Raw genomic sequence first — 23,904 nt, 5'->3', positions numbered from 1 at the left:
GACCGACGTGACGTCTCCCCATCCCGAAGTGGCCCCGACCCGAAGCCCCGCGCGCTGGGAGGACCGCCAGCTCGCCCACGGCGTGCTCCGGCTCATCCTCGGCATCAACATCGGCCTGCACGGCCTGACGCGGGTGAGCGCCCCCGGCGCGTTCGCGGACGCCATCGTGAAGAACTTCGCGGACTCGCCCCTGCCCGAATGGAGCGTGCGGGCCTACGCGCTCGGCCTGCCCTTCGTCGAGCTGGCGGTGGGCGTGGGCATCCTCCTGGGCCTGCGGCTGCGCCACGTGCTCACCCTGGGGGCCCTGCTCATGTCCACGCTCACCTTCGGCGAATCCCTGCGACAGCAGTGGAGCACCGTGGGCCTGCACCTGAGCTACGCCCTCGCCTACTACGTCCTGCTGGCACGCGCGGCGGATGCCCGCCTCACCGTGGATGGCTGGCTCGCCTCGCGCCGGGGGACCCCGAGTCCTTGAGGCCGCCCGGGGCACCTTGCACCCAGCGAGGAACGAGTCCTGCGTGCGTGGGCCCGGCCCATTAAGCTGCCCTGCGTGAGCCCCACCCCCATCTTCCTCCCCAGTCACGAACCGCCCGAGCGTCCTCGCGACAACGCGCTGCTCTTCCTCGCGCGCGGCATGGAGCTGCTCATCTCCGAGCGCGATGGCGCCATCGTCCTGCCCACCGGCGCGGCGTTCCCCGACGTCGCCCCGACGGCGCACTACCTGGGCACGCTGGACGGCGTGGACTGCTACACCGCGCCGCTCGCCCGGGACTTCGCGCCACCCGAGGGCACCACCCTGGTGCCCGCCCGCGCGCTCTACAAGCGACTGGACGAGGTGCGCTTCGCCATCGCGGGACGCGCGCTCGCCATCTCCGAGTGGGACGTGCAGCACCGCTTCTGCGGACGCTGCGGCCAGCCCACGCAGCTCGTCGCCGGAGAGCGCGCCCGCAGGTGCCCGGTGGACAACACTCCGTTCTATCCACGCATCTCCCCCGCGATGATTGTCCTCGTCACCCGGGGCGACACGATGCTGCTCGCGCGCAACTCCACCCTGCCGGAGCCCATGTTCAGCACGCTCGCGGGCTTCGTGGACGCCGGGGAGTCGCTGGAGGAGTGCGTCGCGCGCGAGGTGAAGGAGGAGGTCGGCGTCGACGTGAAGAACATCCGCTACTTCGGCTCGCAGCCCTGGCCCTTCGGACGCTCGCTGATGGTGGGCTTCACCGCCGAGTACGCGGGCGGCGACATCCAGGTCGACGGCAAGGAAATCGCGGAAGCCCACTGGTTCCACCCCGACCAGATGCCCCGCGTCCCGCCGCGCCTGAGCATCGCCCGGCACCTCATCGACGCCTTCGTCGAGCGCGTGAAGGGCAGCCCCCCCAGCGGCCGTTAGGCCTGCAAGTGCCAACAAGCGGGCGCCCCGGGCCTTCGGTACAGTGCCCGGCCAGCTCTCGCAGGAGGGACCCGGATGAAGCGCTTCGCGCTGCGCGACCGAACCGACCGCCTGGATGCGGTGACGCAGTACGAGGACATCGTCCGCATCCTCGCCACCCAGGAGTTCCCCTGGGACATCACCCAGGCGCTCAGCTTCGCGCTGTTCCGCACCTACGCGGTGCCGAGCATCGGCGTGCTGCTGCACGACACCGGTGAGTTCACCGCGCGCACCCAGAAGCGCTACGACGACACGGTGCTCGTGCTCGACGCCATCCTCGAGCACGGCATGGCCAGCCCCGCGGGACGCACGGCCCTGCGCCGGATGAACCAGATGCACGGCGCCTATGACATCTCCAACGACGACATGCGCTACGTGCTGTGCACCTTCGTCGTCACGCCGGTGCGCTGGCTCGCGGAGTTCGGCTGGAGGGCCCTGACGCCCCACGAGGTGACGGCGTGGACCCACTACTACCGCGCCATGGGGCGCCACATGGGCATCCGGGACATCCCGGAGACGTACGACGACTTCACCACGTTCATGGATGACTACGAGGCGAAGCACTTCGCCTACGACGAACGCAGCCGCGCCGTCGCCGACGCCACGCTGGAGCTGCTCACCACCTTCCCTCCGTCGAACCTCGCGCCCAAGTCGCTCGTCACGCTGTTCGCGCGCACGCTCATGGAGGACGGGCTCCTGGACGCCTTCCATTACCCGCGCCCCTCCGCTCTCAGCCGGAAGGTGTTCCGCTCCGCGCTCTGGCTGCGCGGCCGGTTCGTGCGCTACGCGCTGCCGCCTCGGAAGACGCCGCAGTTCGGGCGCGAGGGCGCCAACCTGCGCACCTACCCCCAGGGCTACGACGTCGAGAAGCTCGGCACCTTCCCCCAGGGCTGCCCCGTGCATCACCACCGCGCGGCCGCCGCCCCCCAGACGGAGCCGGAGGTCGCCCCGCCCCGTCGGGGCACCGCCGGGACTTGAAGGCTCGGCGCGCCCGAGCGTCCGGACAGCCGCAAGTGCTCCAGATTGCTCGGGGTTCCCGCCTCCAGGCTCCCTCCTGGGCGGGCGGGGAATCCGGCGGCGCGGCCGGGGCGTTGGCTCCGGATTGGGGAGCGGCTTGACCTCGTGGGCTGACTGGGGTTGAAGCGCCGCTCCTCCCAGTCTCACGAAGAAGCCATGCCCGCCGCGCGTCCGCACATCGAGCCCCGTCTGGTCCCCGCCGCCGACTCCGTGGTGGTGAAGGAGATCTACCTCTCCCTCCAGGGCGAGTCCTCGCACGCGGGCCTGCTGTGCGCCTTCGTCCGCCTCACCGGCTGCCACCTGCGCTGCACGTACTGCGACAGCGAGTTCGCCTTCCACGGCGGCACGCGCATGAAGAACGCGGACGTGGTGGAGCAGGTGAAGGCCCTGCGCACGCCGCGCGTGGAGGTGACGGGCGGAGAGCCGCTCCTGCAGCCCGGCGTCTATCCGCTGATGCAGTCGATGCTCGACGCGGGGCTCATCGTGCTGCTGGAGACCAGCGGCGCCATCGACGTGCGCCTGGTGCCGCCGGCGGTGCACAAAATCGTCGACATGAAGACGCCGTCCTCGGGCGAGTGCGCGCGCAACGACTTGCGCAACTTCACGTCGATGAACGCCAACGACGAGGTGAAGTTCGTCATCGGCTCGCGCGAGGACTACGAGTGGTCCAAGGCGCTCATCACCGAGCACCGCCTCACCGAGAAGCCCTTCTCGGTGCTGTTCTCCACCGTGTTCGGCAAGCTGCACCCGCGCGAGCTCGCGGAGTGGACCATCGAGGACCGGCTCTCCGTCCGCTTCCAGCTCCAGATGCACAAGTACATGTGGGACCCGAACGAGCGGGGCGTCTGACGTCCGGCCTCACCTGTTGATGGTGAGGAACAGGAACATCGCCACCCAGACGAGCACCAGCAGGAGCGTCAGCCCTCCCAGCACCCACCCGAGCCGCGCGGGCCACTTCCCGCGGACGGGGCTCTGGGCCCGACGGATGCGCGCGGTCTCACGCAGGCCCAGCACCAGGGCGCCCGAGCCCGCCACCAGCGTCGGCAGCGGAATCCCCAGCGAGCACGGCAGGAACACCAGCCCCGCCACGCCCAACGCCAGCGCGCCCCAGGCGACGCGCGACGCGGGCCCCTCCATGCGCAGCCGCGCCCGGCACGGCTCGCACACCGAGCCCTCCGGCACCAGCTCCACGCACTCGGCGCACAGGAAGGTGCCGCAGCGCGCGCAGGTGGCCACCGCGGGCGCTTCCGGATGAAGGCCGCAGAGCGCCACGACGGAGCGTCAGAAGCCCGGCGGCGGAAAGCGCATGGGCGGCGGCGCGAGCGCGTGCGCCCCCAGCCCCAGGAACACCGCCGCCAGCGCCGCGCACGACACGAACCCCGCGACGATGAAGCCCTTGTGGCGGTGCTCGAACTGGCTGAACGCGTAGAAGAACACGTAGCAGGGGATGAGCAGCACCATCACCCCCGTGCCCACGCTGCGACGGAAGGCGTGGACCAGGAGGAAGGCGGCGCACACCACCGCGATGAGACTGAACAGGAGGGCGAGCGGGAGCAGCGGCACGCCCCTCCCTTAACACGTTCCCCCCTGGCCCGCGCGTCGTGCACATACTAAGCACGGCCCGCCGTCCTCCTGCCGAGGTGCTTGCCCATGAACGCCGCCAAGACGCTGCTCAACTTCGTCCTGCTGGGAACGCTGCTGGGCGTGCTGGTGGCGTCCTGGGTGGGGCCCAACTACCTGGGCTGGTACAACGAGACGCCGCTGGCCACCCAGACGATGTGCAACCTGCCCGAGGTGATTCGCAACGTCACCACGGACCTCATCCACTACCAGACCATCGGCGCCGGCGTGGGCGCCCTCGTCTTCCTGGTGCTGGGCGTGCTCTTCGTCCTGCGCGCCAACCGCAAGGCCAAGGACCTGGGCGCGCCGCCCCCGGCCGCGCCCCAGACGGCGCCCTGAGGACTACGGCACCCGCACCAGCACCGACGGCGCCGTGCCGAGCACGCCGCCTCCCTCGTTGTCCACCACGTTGACCTGCAGCAGGAAGTGCTTGGGCCCATCCACCTCCGGCGCCGTCCACGTGGGCGCGCGCGAGCGCGGGTCGCTGAACCGGCCCGCGGGCTCCGCAGGCGACTGCGTCCAGTGGTACTCCATGCCGTCCCCGTCCGGGTCCTGCACCTCGAACAGCATCTGCACCACCTCGCCCGGCGCCACCGTCTTCGGGCTGGGGATGGGCCCGGCGCGCACCTCGGGAGAGTGGTTCACCACCATCCCGCAGCCAGTGCCCAGGGCGGAGATGACCAACGCGAGGAAGACTCCCGAACGAGACCGAAGCATGACCGCCCCCTGCTGTGTGGAATGCCTGCACGGTAACGCGTGGGACGGGTTTCGTGTATCGGCACCCGGAACGGAAAAGACCCGGATTCCGGGATGAAAACACATGCGTGAGCAAAGGCTCACCCAGCAACAGACATCCCCGCTCTCCGGTATGAGGGCGCCGGACCGGCTTCAGCGCTTGCGGCGCCGGGAGGGCGGACGGACCGCCTCCACCATGAGCAGCTTGTCGCCTCGGGACAGGCGCTTGATGGCGGCCTCCCGCCGCAGGGCCGCGCTCCGGTCCTCGGCCGCCTCGCTCCAGACGAGCGTCACCGGCAGCCGCGCCCGCGTGTAGGCCGCGCCCCGCCCCCGACCATGGGTGGCCACCCGGCGCTCCAGGTTGTTGGTGGCGCCGGTGTAGAGCGAGCCATCACGGCAGCGCAGCATGTAGACAGTCCAGCGGGGGGCGTCGTCCGGCACGGGGGGCGCCACTGTAGCGCCACGCCGTGCCCGCCGCGCCCCTCACGTCAGGAGGGCGAGCGCCCCTTGCCCCCACGCCGCAGGGTCAGCTTCGGCAAGCTCAGCCGGAAGCGCCGCCGCTCCGAGGCAGGCGTCTCCACCCTCGCCATGACCGCCGACACCGGGGCCAGCGGATCTCCCCGCCACGCCGCCAGGATGTGCTGCTCGCTCACCAACCCCATCAAACCGCCGCCCTCCCCCACCACGCCCACCAGCTGCACCTGGTGCCGCTCCATCACCCTCAGGGCACGCAGGAGGGTGTCTGTGGGAAAAACGGTGGCGATGAAGGATGACAACGTTTCCTTGATTGCCCTGTTTTGCCGCATCCAGTTTCCTCCGGACGAATATGCCTACATCTCCTTGCAACCACCCTGCCGGCAGGGGTGACTGCCCGGGATTGAACACGGCAACACGCGCTGGACCGGCGTAGAGTGGGGGTGTGACACGTAGACAGGCGGCGCGGCTGGGGCGGATGGCGGACCTCTTCTCGCGGACGATGACGCGCGGAAAAGAGGGGCTGCTGACGCTGACGTTCCGCCCGGACGAGCTTTATCGGGTGCCCACGGACGACGGCGCGGCCATCTCCTTGGGGCGCTACCACGCCCGAGGCGAGCGACGTCACGCCGAGCCCGTCATCCTCTGCCATGGGCTGGGCGCCAACCGCTTCCACCTGGACTTCGACGAGCAGTACAGCCTGGCGCGCTACCTGGCCCGCTCGGGCTTCGAGACCTGGGTGATGGAGCTGCGCGGCCGGGGGCTCGCGGGCGACTGTTCGGACTTCACGTTCGATGATCAGGCCGAGCACGACGTGCGCACCGCGCTGCGCACCGTGGTCTCCACCGGTTCCAAGGAAGTGCTCTGGGTGGGGCATTCCAAGGGTGGGTTGATGCTCTACGCCCACCTGGCGCGAAATCCGCAAGCGCCGGTGCGGGCGGCGGCCATCCTCGGCAGCCCCTTCACCTTCGCGGTGCAGCCCGGGCTGCGCACCTTCATCCAGAAGGTGGAGCCGCTGCTCCGGCTGAAGGTCATCCCCACCGGACGCGTCACCAGCATCGCGCTGCTCGGCGCGCCGCCCGGGCCGTTGAGCCGGTACATGATGCTGGCGGAGAACATGGAGCCGGACGTGGTGCGGCGCGCGCTGGCCAACGTGCCCGCCAACATCGCCGGCGGCGTGGGGCGCCAGTTCGCCCGCTGGATTTCGACCAACCGCTTCACCACCTACGACGGCGGCTTCGACTACCGCGAGGCGCTCTCGAGCGTGCGCATCCCGTTCCTGCTGCTCGCGGGCAGCAAGGACCTGCTCGCCCCGCCCATGTCGGTGGCGCGGGCGAAGGAGGCCCTGGGAGGCCCGGTGAAGTTCCTCGTGGCCGGGCGAGGGCACGGCTTCGGCGCGGACTACGGGCATGCGGACCTGGTGCTGGGCCGGCGCGCCCCGGATGAAATCTTCCCCCTGGTGGAGGCGTTCCTCTCCGCGCATGCCACCCGGCCGTGAGCCGGTCGACGGGGGCCACGGGCCCGGGTTGTCCCCTCCTCGGCCGCGTGCTACCCCGCCAGTCTTCTCCCCCATGAGTCTGTCCCCCCGCCTCCCATGCCTCGCCCCGCTGGCCGCCGCCCCTGGCGGAGGCCTGCCGGATGGACGGGGGTGGACCGGCGGGCGGCGCAACCGCGGGGCGTCCGAAAGGGCGCGGAGCCGATGAGGGCTCGCTTGCCAGCTCGGGGGGCCATCCCCACCTTTGGGAGTCGCCCCCACCCTTCCCCCAGGACGTCGCGCATGCGCCTTTCTCCCACCCGCGCCCCCCTCTTGTCCCTGGTGCTCGCCCTGGCGCTGGGCCCGGCCTGCAACACCCCGCCCAAGTCCGCGCCGGACGACACGGTGGTGGCCACCGTGAACGGCGAGGTGCTCTCGCGCACGGACTTCGAGCAGGAGCTGGCCCGGGAGCTGGCGTCCACGGACGTGTCCCAGCGCACGCCGGAGGAGATCGAGCCCTTCAAGCGCACGCTGCTGGACACGTACATCCACCGGATGCTGCTCTTGCAGGCGGCCCGGAAGAACAACCTCACCGTCACGCCTGAAGAGGTGGACCGGGGCGTGCTGCGGCTGTCGGGCGACTACCCGGCGGGCAACTTCAACGAGGTGCTCGCCCAGGGCCAGCTGTCCATGGCGGAGCTGCGCTCCCGCGAGGCGAGCCGGCTCACCATCGAGAAGCTCTTCGCCAGCCACGTGTACTCCCGCGTGGCGGTGACGGAGGAGGAGCTGCGCGCGTACTACGCCGAGCACGAGGCGGAGCTGAACGAGAGCGAGCAGGTGCACGCGGCGCAAATCGTGGTGAAGGGCCTGGACGAGGCCCGCCGGGTGCAGGCGCAGCTCAAGTCGGGCAAGAAGTTCGCGGACCTGGCGCGCAGGTACTCGCTGAGCGCGGACGCCAAGGTGGGAGGCGACCTGGGCTTCTTCCCCCGAGGACAGATGCCGCCGGCCTTCGACGAGGTGGTATTCAAGCTGGGTGTCGGGCAGGTTTCGGACGTGGTGTCCACCGAGTACGGCTACCACCTGTTCAAGGTGCTGGAGCGCAAGCCCGCCCGCAAGCGGGACTTCGCCGAGGCCAGGCAGTGGATGGAGTCCAAGCTCCTGGAGCACAAGCGCACCGAGGCCCAGGAAGCCTTCGAGAAGGATTTGCGGGACAAGGCGCAGGTCCAGGTGAACGAGGCCACGCTGCAGGCCATCCGCGGAGTGCCCGCGGTGGTGCCGCAGGCGGCGAAGTGACGGGAAATGCAGGGGGTCGTCGGAAGGTTGGACGGCGCCTGGGTGGTGCGGAAGGATGCACGGAATGAAGAAGCTGGTGGCATTCGTCGCTGCGGCGGCGCTCCTGGGGGGCGCCACGTCGGCGCGCGCGGAGCTGGTGGACAAGGTGGCCGCGGTGGTGAACCGCGACGTCATCGCGCTGTCGGAAGTGCAGCAGCGCGCGGCGCCGGAGGTGTCGCGCCTGAACGACCCTGATCCGCGCAAGCGCGCGGAGATGCGCGCGCAGTTGATGAAGACGGCGCTCGACACGCTCATCGGCGAGAAGCTGATGGAGTCCGAAATCACGGAGATGGGCATCTCCGCGACCGAGGGCGAGGTGGACGAGCTGGTCAACGACGTGCGCCGCCAGAACAACATCACGGACCCGTCGCAGTTCGAGCAGGTGCTCGCCGCCGAGGGCCTGACGATGAAGGCCTACCGGGACATGCTGCGCAAGCGCATCCTGAGAGACCGCCTGCTGCGCATGAAGGTGGGCCCCAAGGTGAAGGTCACCGAGGAGGACCTGAAGGCCGCCTACAACCAGTACGCCCGCGTGGAGGGCGAGGACTCGGAGGTCCACGCGCGCCACATCCTGGTGCAGGTGGACCCGAAGGCCACCGAGGAGCAGGTGGCCGCCGCGCGCAAGAAGGCCGAGGGCATCGCCCAGGAGGCCCGCCGCGAGGGCATGGACTTCGCCTCCCTGGCGCGCGCGCGCAGCGAGGGCCCCAGCGCGCAGGACGGCGGCGATTTGGGCTGGTTCAAGCGCGGCGTCATGGTGGCCGCGTTCGAGAAGGCCGCCTTCAACCTGAAGGAGGGCGAGGTCAGCGAGCCGGTCCGCACCAACTTCGGCTGGCACATCCTGAAGGTGGAGGAGCGCCGCTCGGTGTCCGCCACGTCGTATGACGAGATGCGTCCGAAGCTGGAGAACAAGCTGCTCCAGGAGAAGACGGACAAGTTCCTCGACCAGTACGTGCAGGAGCTGCGGCAGAAGGCGAACGTCGAAGTGAAGATGTAGCCGGACGGAGGTTCGGCGGGGGATGCTCGCGTGCGTGAGCCTCCCCCTCGTCGGAATCTCCCTGGGTGATGTGTCGGGCATCGGGCCGGAGGTGACGGCCGGCGCCCTGGCCCGCCCCGCAGTGCGTCGCGCGCTCATCCCCGTCATCTTCGGGGATGGGCCCACGCTGGAGCGCTTCCCCCTCTTCCGTCGCTATGCCCGCGTGGAGCTGGCCGCGCTGGGCCGCGTCGAGTCCCCCACCGTGGTGGAGGTGACGCGGCTGAACGAGGCGGAGCGCGTGCCGGGCAAGCCCTCGCGCGTCGGGGGCCGCGCGCAGTTCGCGTTCATCACCCGCGCCATCGAGGCGATGCGCGACGGACACATGGACGCGCTGTGCACCGCGCCGGTGTCCAAGGAGCAGATTTCGCGCGCGGGCATCCCGTTCATGGGCCACACGGAGGTGCTCGCGGAGGCCTTCGGCGCGGACGTGCTCATGATGATGGACGGGCCGCGCGTGCGCATCGCGCTGGCCACCAACCACGTGCCGCTCTCCGCGCTGTCCTCGCTCCTCACGGTGGAGAAGCTGGTCGCGCAGCTCAAGCTCCTGTCACGCAGCCTGGAGCCGGTGGTGGGCCACAAGCCGCGCATCGCCGTGCTCGGGCTCAATCCCCACGCGGGCGAGGGCGGCCTGCTGGGACGCGAGGAGGTGGAGGTCATCGGCCCCGCCATCCGCAGGGCGCGCGCGGCGAAGGTGGACGCGCACGGGCCCATCCCCTCGGATGGTTTGTTCGCGAGGCCGGATGACATCGCCGGCAGGTACGACGCGGTGCTGGCCATGTACCACGACCAGGGGCTCATCCCGGCCAAGGCGCTGGACTTCGAGCGCACCGTCAACGTGACGCTGGGGCTGCCGGTGCCGCGCACGTCGCCGGACCACGGCACGGCCTACGCGATTGCGGGGAAGGGCGAGGCGAGCTGCGTGCCCATGGTGGAGGCGCTGCTCAAGGCCGCCCAGCTGGCGGCGGTGGGTTCGCGAGGCGCTCGGCCAGGTCCTCGCCGTCCTTCTCCGCGTCGATGAGCTCCACGCGCGAGCCCGTGCCGCTGGGAGGCAGCACCAGCACGGTGACGAGGCCGCGCGGACACTCGCCCAGACACCCCGAGGAGAACACGCGCGTCGTCGGCCCCAGGCCTCGCGCGGCCACGGCCTCGCGGATGCGGCGCGGCAGGTCCACGCCGCCCAGGCTCGAGTCCAGGCGCACCATGCAGTTGTGACAGACGTGCAGCTCGGTCGCGGGAGCGCCAGGCGGTGCCTCGGGTGGGGGTGGCTTGCGCGACATTTCGAAACATTAAGGCCAACGCGCGCCGAGCGCCGCACACATGCTCGCCTGACAGGCTCCCTGGCGCGCCCACGAAAGACCTTGCGAGGCCAGGGGGGCTCCGTAAGCTGCTTCATGGGTGTCGAGGGACGCCCGGACCCGGAAAGACGACGTCACCCTCCGCTGGAATCGCGTGGCCCGCTCAGGCTCCTGGCGAGTTCCTTTCATGGCCCATGCTCGGGTGAGGGCCGCTCCTGAGGGACTTTCGATGGACCCCCTGAACGAGAGCTTCGGCTCATGAAACCTTCATTCGGTCGCGACCTGACCACCGGCAGCATCCCCCGTCACATCGTCGCCTTCTCCATCCCCATGCTGGTGGGGAGCTTCCTGCAGACGGCGTACAGCTTCGTCAACGCCATCTGGGTGGGCCGCTTCCTGGGCACCGAGGCGCTGGCGGCGGTGACGGTGAGCTTCCCCGTCGTCTTCGTCCTGTTCTCCATCGGCATGGGCCTCACCATGGCGACGAGCATCCTGGTGTCGCAGAGCTACGGCGCCAAGCGGATGGACGAGCTGCGCCGCGTGGTGGACAGCTCCACGCTGCTCATCTACGCGCTGGGCGTGGTGCTCACGCTGTTGGGCGAGTGGCTGGCGCCGACCATCCTGACGTTGATGGCCACGCCGCCGGAGATTCACGCGGAGTCGGTCAGCTACCTGCGCATCTTCCTGCTCTCGATGCCGCTGGGCTTCGGCCTGTTCCTGACGCGCAGCCTGCTGCAGGGCGTGGGGGACTCGAAGACGCCGCTGTACTTCCAGGCGGCGTCGCTGCTGCTGACGACGGTGCTGGACCCGATTCTCATCTTCGGATGGTTGGGATTGCCCAAGCTGGGACTGAACGGCACGGCGTGGGCCACGGTCGTCTCGCAGCTGCTCGCGCTCACCGCGCTCATCCTCTACCTGCGCAAGAAGGACGTGCCCGTCGCGCCGCGCATGCCCCGGCTGGGCCACCTGGGGCCCACGACGTTGAAGACGCTGCGCATCGGCGTGCCGGCGGCGGTGCAGCAGTCGCTGGTGTCCATCGGCATGGTGTTCGTGACGGGCATCGTCAACAGCTTCGGCGAGGTGGCCACGGCGGCCTTCGGCGCGGCGTCGCGCATCGACCAGATTGCGTTCATGCCGGCGATGACGTTCGGCATGGCCGTGTCCACGCTGGCGGGGCAGAACCTGGGCGCGGGCCGGTATGACCGCGTTCAAGAGATATTCAAGTGGGGCTGCCTGTTCAGCGGCGGCATCACCCTGCTCATCTCGCTGGTGGCGGTGTCGTTCCCGGAGGCGCTGCTGCGCATCTTCATCTCGGACCCGGCGGTCATCGCGCCGGGCGTCTCGTACCTGCACATCGTCGGGACGACGTACGTGCTGTTCGCGCTCATCTTCGTGAGCAACGGCATCATCAACGGCGCGGGGCGCACGTTCGTGACGACGGTGTTCTCGCTGGTGAGCCTCTGGGTGGTGCGGGTGCCGGTGGCGTACTGGCTGTCGCACCGGATGAACAGCGTGACGGGTGTGTGGCTGGCGATGGCGCTGAGCTTCGCGGTGTCGCTGGCCGTGAGCATGGCCTACTACTTCTCCGGCCGGTGGCGCACGCCGCTGGTCAAGAAGGCGCCGGAAGGCCCCGCCGCGCCGAACCCCGGCGAGGTCTTCGGGCACGAGACGGGCGAGGCCTGAAGCACGGCCCCGCCCCTCGTCGACGCGCGGACTAGAAGACGAACGGGAAGCGGATGGGCTCCTGCATGCGGACGGTGTGCACGGGGAACTTCCAGCCACGCACCACGCCCTCGATGCAGCCGGCGAGCGGCGTGGCGCGCAGGGCCTGCGTGTCCATGCCCACGTTCGTCGTCTCGCCGCTGGGCTGCACGGACCAACGCATCACGAAGCGTCCGCTCTTCTCGGCGGAGGTGTCCGCCGCGTGCTGGCGCAGACACGTGGTGATGGCGGGCTGATTCGCCAGCACCACCTGCTTCACGTCGTCCGGCGTCAGGTGCTGCTTCGCCTCGAGCGCCGGAGGCACATACACCGTGCGGGTCGGCGCGGTGTCCTCCTCGGCCTGGGCGTCGGCCTCCGCGGTGAAGCCCAGCTCGCGCGCGAACTCCTCGTCCAGCTCGGACTCCGGCTCGTTGGCGGCGTCCGGATCATCCCCGGTGTCGGCGGGCGCGGTGTAGGCGTCGTTGCTGGTGTCGGGCTCGTCGAAGGTCATCTCCTGCACGGCGGCGGTGGCGACAGCGGCCACGGCGGGAGCCGCGGGCTTCGCGGTGGGCACGGGCGCGGGCGGCTCCACGCGGGAGCGGCGCTCGCCGTTCTTCACGGCCTGCGTGTCACGGCGGGCCATGAGGTCCGCGTTGCTGGGGCCCATGTTCGCCGTGGGATGCGCGTTCGCATCCACACGGGAGCCCTGGGCGCCGACACCCGCCAGGCGCGGCAGGGCAGCGCCCCCGGAGACACCCGGGACACCGCCGAGGGACCACGCCTCGGAGGGCACGGGGCGCAGGACACCGACGGAGCCCGTCGAGCCGATGCCCACCCAGGTGGACACGCCGGGGATCACAGCCGCGCTCGGTGACGTACCAGCAGCGCCACCGACGTACGAACCCGAGGCATGCGGCGAGGGGCCCACAAGGCCCCCCACCTGCGAACCCATCGCGTTCGGTGCCCCACCGACGTACGAACCCGAGGCATGCGGCGAGGAGCCCGCGAGGCTCACCACCTGCGAACCCATCGCGTTCGGTGACGCACCAGCGGCGCTCCCGGCGTACGAACCCGCGGCTTGCATCGATGAGCCCGCGAGGCCATCCACCCGCACATCCGCCGCGCTGGGTGACGCACCTGCGGCGCCCCCGGCGTACGAACCCGCGGCTTGCATCGATGAAGCCGCCGCGTTCACAGACGCGCCCGCGACGCTCCCCACTGCGAGCGCGGCACGTGCATCACCGACTCCCGCGCGCGCATCCGGAGCCGACAGGCTCGAGCCCTGCTCCCAGATGCGCACGCTCGCGACCACGAGCATCCCCGCCGCGACGACGCCCACGCCCGCGACACCGAGCAGGACCCCGGAGACCACATCACGGCTCCGACGCGACGCCTGCGCGCCACTCCCGTGCGCCACGAGCCCCTTCGTCGCGCTCCACGGGTTCGACATGCCCGGTGCAATCGCGCCATCCCAATCATTGCGCGCGCCCTCGGCGCCACTCCCCTCCTGCTCGGAGGGCGGCACCAGGGGAATCCCCCACGGTCGCTCCTGCAGATTGAGCGGAGCCTCCGACGTGCGCGTCGCGCGCACGCCACGCGGCGCCTCCTTCGAGTACGACCACGCCATCCGCACGGGGTCCGCGACGGACACCTGGGGATTCGCGCGCATCCACTCGGGGATCACCACGGGCACCGACTCCATCGTGACCACGGCCTCCGACTCCTCATCGGAGCACGAGGGCGCGGGCAGGTCCGCCAGCCACCGCGTCTCCTCCTCGGCCAGCTCCAGCAGCGCGCGCATGCCCTCCGTCACCTCGCGCGACGGAGAGTCCACCACCTCGCCCACCGTGAGCTCACGGTCCAGGTACGCGTCGAGGTCTCCCTCCAGCGCCTCCATCACGTTCAGCGCGTCGTTCGCATCCTCGGGCCCCAGGCCCTCCGTCTCCGGAGCACCCATGTCCCGCGCACGGAACTGTTCCTCGCCTCCAGTCAGAAGCTCGCCCACACACCCCTCCCCTCGACCGCGCGACCCGTTTCGCGCCAGGGCTCGCAACGTAGGGATGGGTCCGGCGCACGCCAGCGCGTCTGTCCACCGCGAGACGCTTCACCACTCGGGCCCGCGCTCGCTGTCCGCTGCATCACCGCCCATGCACGAACACGGCGACGCGACACGCCTGCACACCGACATCCCACGCCAGCGAGCCGCTCGCACCCCATCACACCGCGGAGCACTTCGACGCGCGCACGGGGTCATCACACCCGGCATGAGAATCGGTACAACCCCAACCCACGTCCCTACTCAGGAGCTCCCCCCCATGACGCCCCAGCAGCCCACCGAGGATGTCCAGGCCCTGCTCTCCCTCGAGCAGTCCATCGTCCGCGCCATCCACGCACGCGACACCCGGGCCCTGGAGGGCCTCATGGCCAAGGACCTGGTCTTCCGGATGGGCGACACGCAGACAGACCGCGCGACGTTCCTCGACAACGTCGCGTCCATCCCCGGCACCCTCCTCTCGGTGGAGACCGAGTCGGTGAGCGCTCACGTCTTCGGCGATACCGGTGTGCTCATGGGCACGCAGCGCGCTCGCGTGCGGCTGCCCGACGGCACCGAGGTGACGGACGTGGGGTACTTCACCGACGTGTGCCAACGGCGAGACGGCCACTGGTGGGTCGTCCTCGCGCACAACATCGCCGCGCCCGGGGACACGGCGCCAGCGCCACGTTGACTACGGACGACGCGGACCCGAGGACGACGACATCCCCAGCGGCCGCTGCGGCAACAACTTGAAGAGGAAGGCCAGCAGGTTGTCGAAGTGGTCGCCCTTGCGGAACACCGCGTCCACCGGCATGTCGATGGGGCTGTCCGCGCCGGTGACGAACACCACCTTCGCGCCCGGCATGTGGTGACGCACCAGCGGAATCAGCCCCGTCCCGAAGCCATCCCCCAGACTCTGGTCCAACAGCACCGCGTCGATGGGGCGCGGCTGGTTGAGCCACCGCTCCGCTTCCGAATAGGAGCCCGCCGTGACGACCGCGAACCCCGCCTCCTCCAGCAGCGCCGCGAGCGTCATCCGGTTGGACGGGTCATCTTCCACCAGCAGCAGGCATCGCCCGAAGGTCCAACTCGTCTCCATCACTTGCTCCCCCGTATCTCTTCTTGCCCCAGCCGCGTCCGGCCGCGCGCCTCCGGGCGATGGGGAAAGACGACCTCGACGTGGGTCCCCCCGGAGGGCCCCCCATCCAACGTCACCTTCCCCCCTTGGCGCAGCACCAACCGCTGCACGATGTTCAAACCCAACCCCGCGTGTCCCGGACGCGTGGAATAGAAAGGTTCGAAGGCACGCGAATACGCCTCCGCCGCCAATCCCTCTCCCGAGTCCTCCACGCGAATCCCCACGCCGCCCTCACCCTCCTCAACGTCCCAGGTCCGCAGGGTGAGCATTCCGCCGCGCGGCATCGCCTCCACGGCGTTGTCCACCAGACAGCGCACCAGCAGCGCCAGGTCCTCCACGTCCAACGGCACCGTGTCGCGCGCCTTCAGCTCGCGCACCACCCGCACGTGCTCCGGCACCCGCGCCTCCGCCAGCCCGCGCTCGGCGGCCTCGCTGGCATGACACAGCGGCCGGTCACTGCTCGACACCGGGGCGCGGCGCGTGAGCACCTCCTCGGCGGCCGCCAGCTCCCGGTCGATGAGCTGGAAGAAGGCCTCCACCCGGGCATCCGCGCCCCAGGCGTCCGTCTTCTGCATCTTCCGCATCAGGTAGAACGAGGCATTGCGGACGCTGGCCAGCTTGTTGCGCAGGTCATGCCGCAACGTGGAGGCCACGACGTCCGCCACCGCGGCCCGCTCCCGAGCCTGGAGGTCTGCGCGCGCGCCCATCCGTCAATTCCTCGCGCCCTGGGTCCCCGTGGGCCCCTGCGCCCTCGGCTGACCCCTCACCCGGGCAATCGCTTGCACCAGCTCCCGCAACGGCACGGGCTTCGTCATGCACACCACCGCCCCCTGCGCCGCCACCTTCCGGAGCAGCTCCGGCACCACATGGCCTGACATGGCGATGACCGCCACCGACAGGTCCGCCGCCTTCACCTTGGCCACCAGCTCCGGCCCGCTCATCTCCGGCATCACCAGGTCCAGCACGCACACGTCGAAGTCGCCCGAGCGCAGCCACGTCAGCGCTTCCTCGCCGCTGTACACGGCCCGCGCCCGCAGGCCCACCGTGCTCAACGCGCGCACCATGGCGCGCGCCACCGGCTCCGTGTCGTCCACCACCAACACCTGGGGCGCCCGCGCCGCGCGCAGGATGGTGTCCAGCGCGTGCGCCACGTCGAAGGGCTTGGGCAGCACGGTGAACGCGCCCTCCGCGAGCGCGTCCTCCACCAGCTCCTCCGCCGTGAAGGCGGTCATCAACACCACGGGCATGTCCGGTCGCGCCTGTTTGATTCGGCGCAACAGGTCCACCCCGTGCAAGCCCGGCATGCGCATGTCGCTGAGCACCACGTCCACCGGGTGCTCACCCAGGAGGCGCAGCGCTTCCTCGCCGTTGGAGGCCTCCAGAACGGTGTGGCCCTCCAACTCCAGGTTCGCCGCGAGCGTGATGCGCAGCCCCTCCTCGTCGTCGACCAAAAGGATGCGAGCGGGGCCCAAAGCCACGTCCTCCATCATGCGGCCTGCGCCGCCGCGGTTGCCGGGAGATGAATATGGAATTCACTACCCCGGCCGGCTTCGCTTCGCACAGAGATTGTGCCTCCGTGACGTTGCACCATGTTGGCCACAATGGCCAGCCCCAAGCCGGTGCCGCGCGTCTTGGTTGTGAACAGCGGTTCGAAAATCTTGGGCAGCACATCCGGTGGGATGCCCGTCCCGTCATCTACCACGCGAATGGCCCAGGGCCCCGCGTCTCCACCTTCCGCCAGCACTGAAACCTGCCCCGTCCTTCCCTGAGGCATGGCCTCCACCGCGTTCTGCACCAGATTCACCAGCACCTGACGGAATTGTTCCTTGTCCAGGCTGGGCACGGGCAATGACTCGGGGACATCGTTGACGATGCGCACGCCCTCCCGGGAGGGAACCACGCCGATGGCCTCGTCCACCAGAGGTCGTAAAGGACACGGCTGCAGCGCGGGGGGACGCTCGCGCGCGAAGTCGAGCAGGTCGGAGATGATTTTCGCGCACGCCCCCAGCTCGCGCTCCATCACTCCGAGGAACTGGGGCACGCGTGGGTCATCCGCGGCCCCAATCGCATCCCGGCTCAACCGTCGGGAGAGGTAGGCGTGCGCGTTGCGCACGGCGGCCAGGGGATTGCGTAGCTCGTGACCCACGCTGGCGGCGAGTTGACCCACCGCGGCCAGCTTCTCCACGCGGATGAGGTGCTCCTGGAAGCCGCTGAGCTCGCGCAGCGCGCGGTCCAGCTCGGCGGACTTCTCCTCCTCGCGCTCGCGCGCCAGCTCCAGCTCCGCGCGCCGCACCGCCACCTCGCGCATCTCCCGCCGCATCACCCTTCCCGCGTGCAGCAGCACCAGGTCCAGGCAGCCCACCCACAGCGCGTGCTCGAGGAAGCGCCACCACTCCGGATTCGGCAGGCCGTACACCGACTCCGGCCAGAGCAGCCCTCGGATGATGTGGTCCGCCACCGTCGCGCATGTCGCCGTGAGCAGCACCCACGGGTCGCGATACAGCGAGAGGAAGGCGAGCGAGACGAAGATGTGGAAGTGCGTCTCGATGCGCCCACCCGTCAGGTGGATGAGCAGCGAGGACCACAGCACCTGCGCCAGCGCCACGCCGTGCCGGGTGGAGGTGGCCCCGGGCCGCCAGTGCGCCAGGGCGATGGGGAACACGGTGAGCGCCGCGCCCAGGAAGAGCACCGCGTACACGTGCGCATGCAGCGCGCGGTCCTCGCCGGACCAGCCATAGGGCGACACGAAGAGCGCCACCAGGACACCCACGGCCCACTGCGCGAGCATCAGCCCCGCGAACAGCCGGTCGGTGCGACGGCGCACGGCGCCCAGGTGTTCGTGGAACAGCAGGACGGCGCGTTCCTTCAGTGCCACCGTGGGGCCGCTGGCATCCTCCGTGGGCTTCATGGGGTGTTCGTGGCCCGGGCCGCGGGCGGTTCCTCCGGTACGGGGCCGTAGACCGTTCGCATCATAGGCCAAGGAATGTCCGGAAGTGATGATTGCAACCCCGCGTGCCTGCTCGCTCCCCCGGGAGCTGGGGCCTCGGGGGACACACGGCGCCGTGCGTCGCGAGCCAGGGTGGAGGACGACTCGTGGGGGCGGCCCAAGGTGAGGGGATGTCGGCACGAGGGCGCGAGGCCTGGCTGCGAGCGCCGCGTGTCGAGGGGGCTTCGTCGTGGACCTCCCCCCGGCGGACCGGAGGGAGGGCTCATCGAGGCCCCCACTTGTGTTCGGCCAGGCCGAGGGAGAGCTGGCTCATCTCCCGCTTGAGGCGGGCGGACTCGGCGGCGCGGCGGATCATCCCGATGAGGTCCGCGGGCTGGTAGGGCTTGAGCACCAGATAGAAGAGGCCCTGCGTGTCCAGCCGGTCCCTCCAGTCGAGGTACTCGCGCGAGCCCGTCACGAGCACGCCCGCGAGGAAGGGGTCTCGGGTGACCGACTGTCGCAACAACTGGATGCCGCTGGGCCCGGGCATGTGGAGGTCCGTGCAGAGCACGTCGAACGGATGACGCGCGAGCAACCGGCGCGCGGAGAACGCGTCGCGCGCGGTCTGGACCTCGAAGTCCTCGGAGAGCACGGCGGCGGTGGTGGCGAGAACGGGCGCCTCGTCATCCACCACCAGCACCTGGAGCCGCGGAGCGTTCATGACGGGGAGACGGCGAGGATAACGATCCGTGGACACGCGCGTCCGCGGATGCGCATGACTGTTCGCCACCCACTGACACCCTGCACACGAGCGCTAGAAGGCGAGCACCCACACCCGCGAGAGGGAGGTGCGGGGAGTCCACCGACGGACGTCCCGCACACGACGTCGGCGCCTCGGGGCATGAACCATGCGGGGCAGCCCCGCCATTCGATGGGAGCCCGGCGGACGCGCTCGCATCGCCCATCACCGTCGTGGCGACTCGCGGGCGAGGCATCGCGCCACCTCGGAGGTGCTCGCGCCCGCGCGCCTCACCGCCCCGGGGGCTTCGCGCGCGGCGCTCTTCGCGGGGCCTTCGCCTTCACCAGCTTGCCGTCCCCGTCCTCCTCGCGCGCGGGCAGCGACGGGGCCTTGGGCAGGTGGCGCAGGCCCATCCAGCCGAGCGCCGCGACGTGACGGGCCACGCTCTCGGTGGAGAACGACTTCCCCTCGGCGGCCCACCAGTGCCCCACCTGGGTCACCATCCCGACGAGCGCGTTGGCGTAGATGGGCGCGACCTTGGAGGGATACCCTGCGCGCTCGAACTCGCTGCGGAACACATCCCCCACGCGGTGGGCCAGGTCATCGATGACGCGCGTCAGGCCGCGCCGCGCCGTCGCCAGGGGTGAATCCCGCGTCAACACCGCGAAGCCCGCGGGCTCGTCCTTCACGTAGGCCATGAACGCGAGCACCGCGCCCTCGAAGCGCTGGCGCGGCGAGCCCTCCGTGATGCTCGACGACACGCGCGCCACCAGGTCGTCCATCTCCCGCTCCATGATGGCCGCGTAGAGCCCCTCCTTCGCGCCGAAGTGCTCGTAGACGATGGGCTTGGACACGCCGGCCCGCTGCGCGACCTCCTCGATGGAGGTGGGCTCGTAGCCCTTCGCCGCGAAGACCTCCCGGCCAATCTCCATCAACTGGACCCGGCGCTCGGCGCCCGTGAGCCGTTGCCTCTTCTTCACGTTGACCTCGAACCTACTCACCAGTAACTTACCCGACCGAAACCTACCATGCGGTAGGGACGAACCAAGAGGACCGACGTCATGGATGCTTCCGTCTGGATGGGTATCGCTTCCGGCGGGGTGAAGCCATGACCACGGCGGTGCTCGCGGGGGAGAAGCCCAGGCTGCGCGGCGTGCTGCACCAGTGGGCGGCGACGTTCGCGGTGGGCGCTGGAATCGTCCTGGTGGCCATGGCGCCCACGTGGCGCACGGCCGTGGCCTCCGGCGCTTACGCGGTGAGCCTGGTCTCCCTGTTCACCATCAGCGCGACGTACCACCGGGTGAACTGGTCCCCGCGCGGGCGCACCTGGATGCGCCGGGCGGACCACGCCGCCATCTTCCTGCTCATCGCGGGCACGTACACGCCGGTGATGCTGCTGGGCCTGCCGCCGGAGGTGGGCAACCAGCTGATGCCGTGGCTCTACACGGGCGCGTTCCTGGGCATCCTCCAGTCCATGTTCTGGGTGAACGCGCCCAAGTGGGTGACGGCGGCGCTGGCCGTCGGCGTGGGGTGGACGATGATGCCGTACTTCGGCGACGTCTTCCGCGCGGTGGGGCTCGGCGCCACGCTGCTCATCCTCGCCGGAGGGCTCGCGTACACGCTGGGCGCGCTCGCGTATGCCTTCAAGCGCCCCAACCCCCTGCCTGGCGTCTTTGGCTACCACGAGGTGTTCCACGCGCTGACGCTCGTCGCCGCGGCCCTGCACTTCGTGGTGGTGCTGGGCATGGTGCGCGCGGCCGCATAGCACCAGGAGAAGGACCCTCACGCGGGGCCCTCTCCTGATGCGACTCACGACACCGTCAGCCGTGTCGGTGATGCGCGTGCATCGCCCCGGTGTAGTGCTGGAGCTGCCGACGCACGGCCTCGAACGCATCCGTCACGGCCTGGTACGGGTCCTCGTGCGCGGCGTGCTCGTCGGGGTCCCTGGCGGCCACCAGGTCCTTGCCGGGCACATGCAGGTCCACGCGCACCCGGAAGTGGTTGCCCTGGTGCTTGTGTCGATGCGGCTCGTCCACCACCACATGGCATCCGACGATGCCGTCGAAGAACTGCTCCAGCTTCTCCGCGTGGTCGCGGATGTGCTCGTTCAGTGCCTCGCTCGTCTCCATGCCCCGGTAGGTGATCTGCAACGCTCGCTTCATCGTCGGCCTCGGGTGCTGTCCCCGCTTGCGCGGGGCTCGGGTTGCACCTCTTCCCACTGCATCACCCCTGCCACCACCAACCCCTCGGAATGTCAGGGGCGGGCGCACGGAGGCCCGCAGGCTTTGCGGAGGAATGGGACAGCGCGCAGGGCCTGCGGGGCGAATCGCCCCACCTACCCGCGAACGTCCAGCACGGCCGCGCCGTGGACTCGCCCCTCACGCAGCGCGAGGAGCGCCTCGTTCGCCGACGACAGGGGGAACACCTGCACCCGCGTGTGCACCGGCACACGGGGCGCCAGCGCCAGGAACTCCACCGCGTCCGCCCGCGTCAGGTTGGCCACCGAGCGCACCACGCGCTCCTCCCACAGCCACGCATAGGGGAACGAGGGGATGTCGCTCATGTGGATGCCGCCGCACACCACCACGCCGCCCTTGTCCACGGCGCGCAGCGCGGCCGGCACCAGGCTGCCCGCGGGCGCGAAGAGGATGGCCGCGTCCAACGGCTCCGGTGGCAGGGCATCCGAGCCGCCCGCCCATTCGGCCCCCAGCTCCCGGGCGAAGGCCTGGCCCGCCTCGTCACCGGGACGGGTGAAGGCGAACACCCTGCGCCCCTGGTGACGCGCCACCTGGATGAGCAGGTGCGCCGCGGCGCCAAAGCCATACATCCCCAGTCGCGCGCCCTCGCCCGCCATCCGCAGGCTCCGATAGCCGATGAGCCCCGCGCACATCAGCGGCGCCACGTGCACGTCATCGAGCCCTGCCGGCAGCGGGAAGCAGAACGCGTGATGCGCCAGCGTGTACTCCGCGTAGCCGCCATCCACCTGGTAGCCGGTGAAGCGCGCGAAGTCGCAGAGGTTCTCACGCCCGGAGACGCAGAAGCGGCACTGGCCGCACGTCCAGCCGAGCCAGGGAACCCCCACGCGAGTCCCCGGCTCCAGCCCCAGCACCTCCGCGCCCACCTCCACCACGCTCGCCACGATTTCGTGGCCGGGAACGACGGGCAGCTTGGGGCGGGGCAGCTCACCGTCCACCAGGTGAAGGTCCGTGCGGCACACCGCGCAGGCTCGCACGCGCAACAGCACCTCCTGCGGCCCCGGACGGGGGATGGGCCAGCGCTCCTCTCGCAGCGGCTGTCCCGGCGCGTGCAGCGCCATCACGCGCATGGTGCCTTGCATGGGCCTGCCCCCCGGACCGCCCACCTCCAGGTGGGCGCGTCCGAGGGGAACATGGGGAGGGCCCTCCGCGTCGGGAAGCGCCCGCCCCTCCGTTCAAATCTGCACGCCCGCGAGGATGCCCGGCCAGGTGCGCACGATGGTGCGCCCGCTGTCGGAGACCTCCCTCCACTCCGGACCGATGCCGAGGTCCTTCCACGGGTCGCTCCCGTTCCAGGTGACGAGCGTGTTGGCGCTGACGCCGCCAAACACCGCGAAGCGCTTGGACAGCTGCCAGCCCGCCATCACCCGCAGCTGCCCGAGCACGTGGTTCGTGTCGTCGTCGAAGTCGAACAGCCGGTTCGCGTGCACGCTCGAGCCGAGCAGGTCCACGTCGAAGAAGAACCGCCCCGCGGGGATGTGCCCACCCACGCCCGCGCCCAACGTGTAGCGCCGCCGCTCTCCGCCCATCGGCGGGTTGAGGCCCACGGTGAACAGCGTGTACAGGTGACGTCCGCCCAGCTTCACGCCCACGTTGGTGAGCGCCACGTCGCTGGCCCACACCTGCACGTGCGCCTGGCCGTTCCCGACGAAGCTCAGCAGGCCCACCGATTCGCCCTCCGTCTCGCCCGCGAAGTTGAGCAACCCCACCTGCGCGCCGCCCATGTGGCGCGCCACGTTCACCAGGCCCACCTGCGCGCCGTCCACGTCGCCGCCCACGTTGATGATGGACACCTGCGCGCCGGCCAGCTTGCTCGCGTAGCTGACGCCCGACGACATCTGCATGCCCGTCAGCTCCGAGGCCACGTTGACGCCCGCCGACATCTGCACGCCTCGGGACACGCCGCGCGCCACGTTCGCGCCCACCGCCATCTGCAGACCCTTGAGCGTGCCCCCCGCCAGGTTGCCACCCACCGAGAGCTGCGCGCCCATCACGTCGCCGCCCGCCACGTTCACGCCCACGCCCATCTGCGCGCCGTCCAACGCCTGCGTCGCCACGTTCGCGCCCACCGTGAGCTGCGTGCCGCGCATCGCGCCGCGCACGATGTTCGCGCCCACGCCCGCGAGCAGCCCCTCCGCGTCCGCCCCCACCACGTTTCCGCCCACCGTCAGCAGCGTCCCGTTCACCGGTCCGCCCGACACGTTGACGCCCACCGAGGCGAGCACGCCGCTCGCGCCATGCGTCACCCAGTTGCCGCCCAGCGACAACCCCATCACCCGCACCCGCTTGGCGTGGGTGGCGAGCAGGCCGATGGACACGTCGTGCACCTGGTTCTTCTGACTGAAGCCCGACGTGCTCAGCCCCGGCAGGACGGTGAAGCTGAAGGGCACATGGACCTCCGCCTCCTCGGCCCCCTCCACGGTGGCCTTGGCCTGCACCGCCGTCGGCGCGTCAGCGGCCGCGGTGCTCCCCACCATCGTCGCCTCCACCAGCGGAGGCGGCGCCATCACCCGCTCCGCGCCCGGCCCCTCCACCACCCCCTCCCCTCCCGCCGAGGCCACGGGGGCCGGGTCGCCTGCCTTCACCTCCTCGGCCCCCGCGGCCATCGCCACCATGGCCGCCATGACGCCCGCACACACCGAGACCTTGCGCTTCATCGCTGAACCTTCCTGAGTTGTTTCCAAGAGGGGCTCGGCCCACC

Annotated in this window: 28 protein-coding genes; 12 read left to right on the top strand and 16 right to left on the bottom strand. The window is 70.5% G+C overall.

The window, feature by feature from the left end; translation table 11 throughout:
• Positions 1-7 precede the first annotated feature (7 nt).
• The 4 genes from LXT21_RS42640 to LXT21_RS42625 all read left to right on the top strand — a co-directional run bounded on the left by LXT21_RS42640 (position 8) and on the right by LXT21_RS42625 (position 3,295).
• Positions 8-475, top strand: a complete 468-nt coding sequence (locus LXT21_RS42640) for a DoxX family membrane protein (RefSeq protein WP_254043994.1) — start codon at positions 8-10, stop codon at positions 473-475.
• 75 nt (positions 476-550) lie between these two features.
• Positions 551-1,390, top strand: a complete 840-nt coding sequence (nudC, locus tag LXT21_RS42635; RefSeq protein ID WP_254043993.1) for an NAD(+) diphosphatase — start codon at positions 551-553, stop codon at positions 1,388-1,390.
• A 75-nt stretch (positions 1,391-1,465) separates the two neighbouring features.
• The gene (locus tag LXT21_RS42630; protein ID WP_254043992.1) at positions 1,466-2,407 is read left to right on the top strand and encodes an oxygenase MpaB family protein; all 942 of its coding nucleotides are present in this window, start codon (positions 1,466-1,468) and stop codon (positions 2,405-2,407) included.
• A gap of 195 nt (positions 2,408-2,602) precedes the next feature.
• Positions 2,603-3,295 (top strand): radical SAM protein, encoded by a 693-nt coding sequence (locus tag LXT21_RS42625; protein ID WP_254043991.1) that lies wholly within the window; start codon positions 2,603-2,605, stop codon positions 3,293-3,295.
• 9 nt (positions 3,296-3,304) lie between these two features.
• On the opposite strand, the gene LXT21_RS42620 is transcribed toward LXT21_RS42625, so the two are convergent.
• Together LXT21_RS42620 and LXT21_RS42615 are read right to left on the bottom strand one after the other, a co-directional pair.
• Positions 3,305-3,682, bottom strand: coding sequence for a hypothetical protein (locus LXT21_RS42620; protein ID WP_254043990.1), 378 nt, complete (start codon positions 3,680-3,682; stop codon positions 3,305-3,307).
• A 45-nt stretch (positions 3,683-3,727) separates the two neighbouring features.
• Positions 3,728-4,009: a hypothetical protein gene (locus LXT21_RS42615; protein WP_254043989.1), complete on the bottom strand. Its 282-nt coding sequence runs from the start codon at positions 4,007-4,009 to the stop codon at positions 3,728-3,730.
• An 87-nt stretch (positions 4,010-4,096) separates the two neighbouring features.
• Here LXT21_RS42615 and LXT21_RS42610 point away from each other — a divergent pair, with 87 nt between their 5' ends.
• Complete coding sequence (locus LXT21_RS42610) at positions 4,097-4,405, top strand: hypothetical protein (RefSeq protein WP_254043988.1); 309 nt, start codon at positions 4,097-4,099, stop codon at positions 4,403-4,405.
• A gap of 3 nt (positions 4,406-4,408) precedes the next feature.
• Here LXT21_RS42610 and LXT21_RS42605 read toward each other — a convergent pair whose 3' ends face one another.
• The 3 genes from LXT21_RS42605 to LXT21_RS42595 all read right to left on the bottom strand — a co-directional run bounded on the left by LXT21_RS42605 (position 4,409) and on the right by LXT21_RS42595 (position 5,577).
• Positions 4,409-4,783 (bottom strand): hypothetical protein, encoded by a 375-nt coding sequence (locus LXT21_RS42605; RefSeq protein WP_254043987.1) that lies wholly within the window; start codon positions 4,781-4,783, stop codon positions 4,409-4,411.
• A 171-nt stretch (positions 4,784-4,954) separates the two neighbouring features.
• Positions 4,955-5,209, bottom strand: a complete 255-nt coding sequence (locus LXT21_RS42600; protein WP_254043986.1) for a GIY-YIG nuclease family protein — start codon at positions 5,207-5,209, stop codon at positions 4,955-4,957.
• 80 nt (positions 5,210-5,289) lie between these two features.
• Entirely contained in the window at positions 5,290-5,577 is a 288-nt protein-coding gene (locus tag LXT21_RS42595) for a CBS domain-containing protein (RefSeq protein ID WP_254043985.1), read from the bottom strand.
• Between the two features lie 176 nt (positions 5,578-5,753).
• Between LXT21_RS42595 and LXT21_RS42590 the strand changes: the two genes are divergently transcribed.
• The 4 genes from LXT21_RS42590 (at position 5,754) to pdxA (ending at position 10,132) form a co-directional block, all read left to right on the top strand.
• Entirely contained in the window at positions 5,754-6,773 is a 1,020-nt protein-coding gene (locus tag LXT21_RS42590; RefSeq protein ID WP_254044054.1) for an alpha/beta fold hydrolase, read from the top strand.
• 279 nt (positions 6,774-7,052) lie between these two features.
• Positions 7,053-8,042 (top strand): peptidylprolyl isomerase, encoded by a 990-nt coding sequence (locus tag LXT21_RS42585; protein ID WP_254043984.1) that lies wholly within the window; start codon positions 7,053-7,055, stop codon positions 8,040-8,042.
• 64 nt (positions 8,043-8,106) lie between these two features.
• The gene (locus LXT21_RS42580; RefSeq protein ID WP_254043983.1) at positions 8,107-9,075 is read left to right on the top strand and encodes a peptidylprolyl isomerase; all 969 of its coding nucleotides are present in this window, start codon (positions 8,107-8,109) and stop codon (positions 9,073-9,075) included.
• Positions 9,076-9,109: 34 nt separating this feature from the next.
• Positions 9,110-10,132, top strand: coding sequence for a 4-hydroxythreonine-4-phosphate dehydrogenase PdxA (pdxA, locus tag LXT21_RS42575; RefSeq protein WP_254043982.1), 1,023 nt, complete (start codon positions 9,110-9,112; stop codon positions 10,130-10,132).
• On the opposite strand, the gene LXT21_RS42570 is transcribed toward pdxA, so the two are convergent.
• On the bottom strand, positions 10,056-10,391 hold the full coding sequence (locus LXT21_RS42570) for a (2Fe-2S) ferredoxin domain-containing protein (RefSeq protein ID WP_254043981.1): 336 nt from the start codon (positions 10,389-10,391) through the stop codon (positions 10,056-10,058). The genes pdxA and LXT21_RS42570 overlap by 77 nt on opposite strands.
• Before the next feature lie 276 nt (positions 10,392-10,667).
• Between LXT21_RS42570 and LXT21_RS42565 the strand changes: the two genes are divergently transcribed.
• A complete protein-coding gene (locus tag LXT21_RS42565; protein ID WP_254043980.1) occupies positions 10,668-12,092 on the top strand; it encodes an MATE family efflux transporter in 1,425 nt (474 codons plus the stop codon).
• A 31-nt stretch (positions 12,093-12,123) separates the two neighbouring features.
• Here the strand turns inward: LXT21_RS42565 and LXT21_RS45595 are convergent, their stop codons facing one another.
• The gene (locus LXT21_RS45595; RefSeq protein ID WP_254043979.1) at positions 12,124-14,115 is read right to left on the bottom strand and encodes an AgmX/PglI C-terminal domain-containing protein; all 1,992 of its coding nucleotides are present in this window, start codon (positions 14,113-14,115) and stop codon (positions 12,124-12,126) included.
• A gap of 310 nt (positions 14,116-14,425) precedes the next feature.
• Here LXT21_RS45595 and LXT21_RS42555 point away from each other — a divergent pair, with 310 nt between their 5' ends.
• Entirely contained in the window at positions 14,426-14,836 is a 411-nt protein-coding gene (locus LXT21_RS42555) for a nuclear transport factor 2 family protein (protein WP_254043978.1), read from the top strand.
• Here LXT21_RS42555 and LXT21_RS42550 read toward each other — a convergent pair whose 3' ends face one another.
• The 6 genes from LXT21_RS42550 to LXT21_RS42525 form a co-directional block, all read right to left on the bottom strand.
• Positions 14,837-15,244, bottom strand: a complete 408-nt coding sequence (locus LXT21_RS42550) for a response regulator (protein WP_046710657.1) — start codon at positions 15,242-15,244, stop codon at positions 14,837-14,839.
• Entirely contained in the window at positions 15,244-15,990 is a 747-nt protein-coding gene (locus LXT21_RS45290) for a sensor histidine kinase (RefSeq protein ID WP_267145447.1), read from the bottom strand. The genes LXT21_RS42550 and LXT21_RS45290 overlap by 1 nt, the downstream gene beginning before the upstream one ends.
• 3 nt (positions 15,991-15,993) lie before the next feature.
• Positions 15,994-16,770, bottom strand: a complete 777-nt coding sequence (locus tag LXT21_RS42540; protein WP_254044052.1) for a response regulator — start codon at positions 16,768-16,770, stop codon at positions 15,994-15,996.
• On the bottom strand, positions 16,770-18,191 hold the full coding sequence (locus tag LXT21_RS42535) for a sensor histidine kinase (protein WP_254043977.1): 1,422 nt from the start codon (positions 18,189-18,191) through the stop codon (positions 16,770-16,772). The genes LXT21_RS42540 and LXT21_RS42535 overlap by 1 nt, the downstream gene beginning before the upstream one ends.
• Before the next feature lie 301 nt (positions 18,192-18,492).
• Positions 18,493-18,930, bottom strand: coding sequence for a response regulator (locus LXT21_RS42530; RefSeq protein ID WP_254043976.1), 438 nt, complete (start codon positions 18,928-18,930; stop codon positions 18,493-18,495).
• A 308-nt stretch (positions 18,931-19,238) separates the two neighbouring features.
• Positions 19,239-19,928, bottom strand: coding sequence for a TetR/AcrR family transcriptional regulator (locus LXT21_RS42525; protein WP_254043975.1), 690 nt, complete (start codon positions 19,926-19,928; stop codon positions 19,239-19,241).
• 128 nt (positions 19,929-20,056) lie between these two features.
• Here LXT21_RS42525 and trhA point away from each other — a divergent pair, with 128 nt between their 5' ends.
• On the top strand, positions 20,057-20,713 hold the full coding sequence (gene trhA, locus LXT21_RS42520; protein WP_254043974.1) for a PAQR family membrane homeostasis protein TrhA: 657 nt from the start codon (positions 20,057-20,059) through the stop codon (positions 20,711-20,713).
• A gap of 55 nt (positions 20,714-20,768) precedes the next feature.
• Here trhA and hpf read toward each other — a convergent pair whose 3' ends face one another.
• The 3 genes from hpf to LXT21_RS42505 form a co-directional block, all read right to left on the bottom strand.
• Complete coding sequence (hpf, locus tag LXT21_RS42515) at positions 20,769-21,110, bottom strand: ribosome hibernation-promoting factor, HPF/YfiA family (protein ID WP_254043973.1); 342 nt, start codon at positions 21,108-21,110, stop codon at positions 20,769-20,771.
• Between the two features lie 173 nt (positions 21,111-21,283).
• On the bottom strand, positions 21,284-22,285 hold the full coding sequence (locus LXT21_RS42510; RefSeq protein ID WP_254043972.1) for a zinc-dependent alcohol dehydrogenase family protein: 1,002 nt from the start codon (positions 22,283-22,285) through the stop codon (positions 21,284-21,286).
• Between the two features lie 93 nt (positions 22,286-22,378).
• Positions 22,379-23,860 carry an LA_2272 family surface repeat-containing protein gene (locus LXT21_RS42505; protein ID WP_254043971.1) on the bottom strand — a complete coding sequence of 494 codons (1,482 nt, stop codon included), beginning with the start codon at positions 23,858-23,860 and terminating at the stop codon, positions 22,379-22,381.
• Positions 23,861-23,904: the final 44 nt, after the last annotated feature.

The sequence above is a fragment of the Myxococcus guangdongensis genome (assembly GCF_024198255.1).
In the GTDB taxonomy this organism is placed as follows: domain Bacteria; phylum Myxococcota; class Myxococcia; order Myxococcales; family Myxococcaceae; genus Myxococcus; species Myxococcus guangdongensis.
Note: the sequence above shows the minus strand (reverse complement) of the source record. Positions and strands in the feature narration are given on the sequence as shown.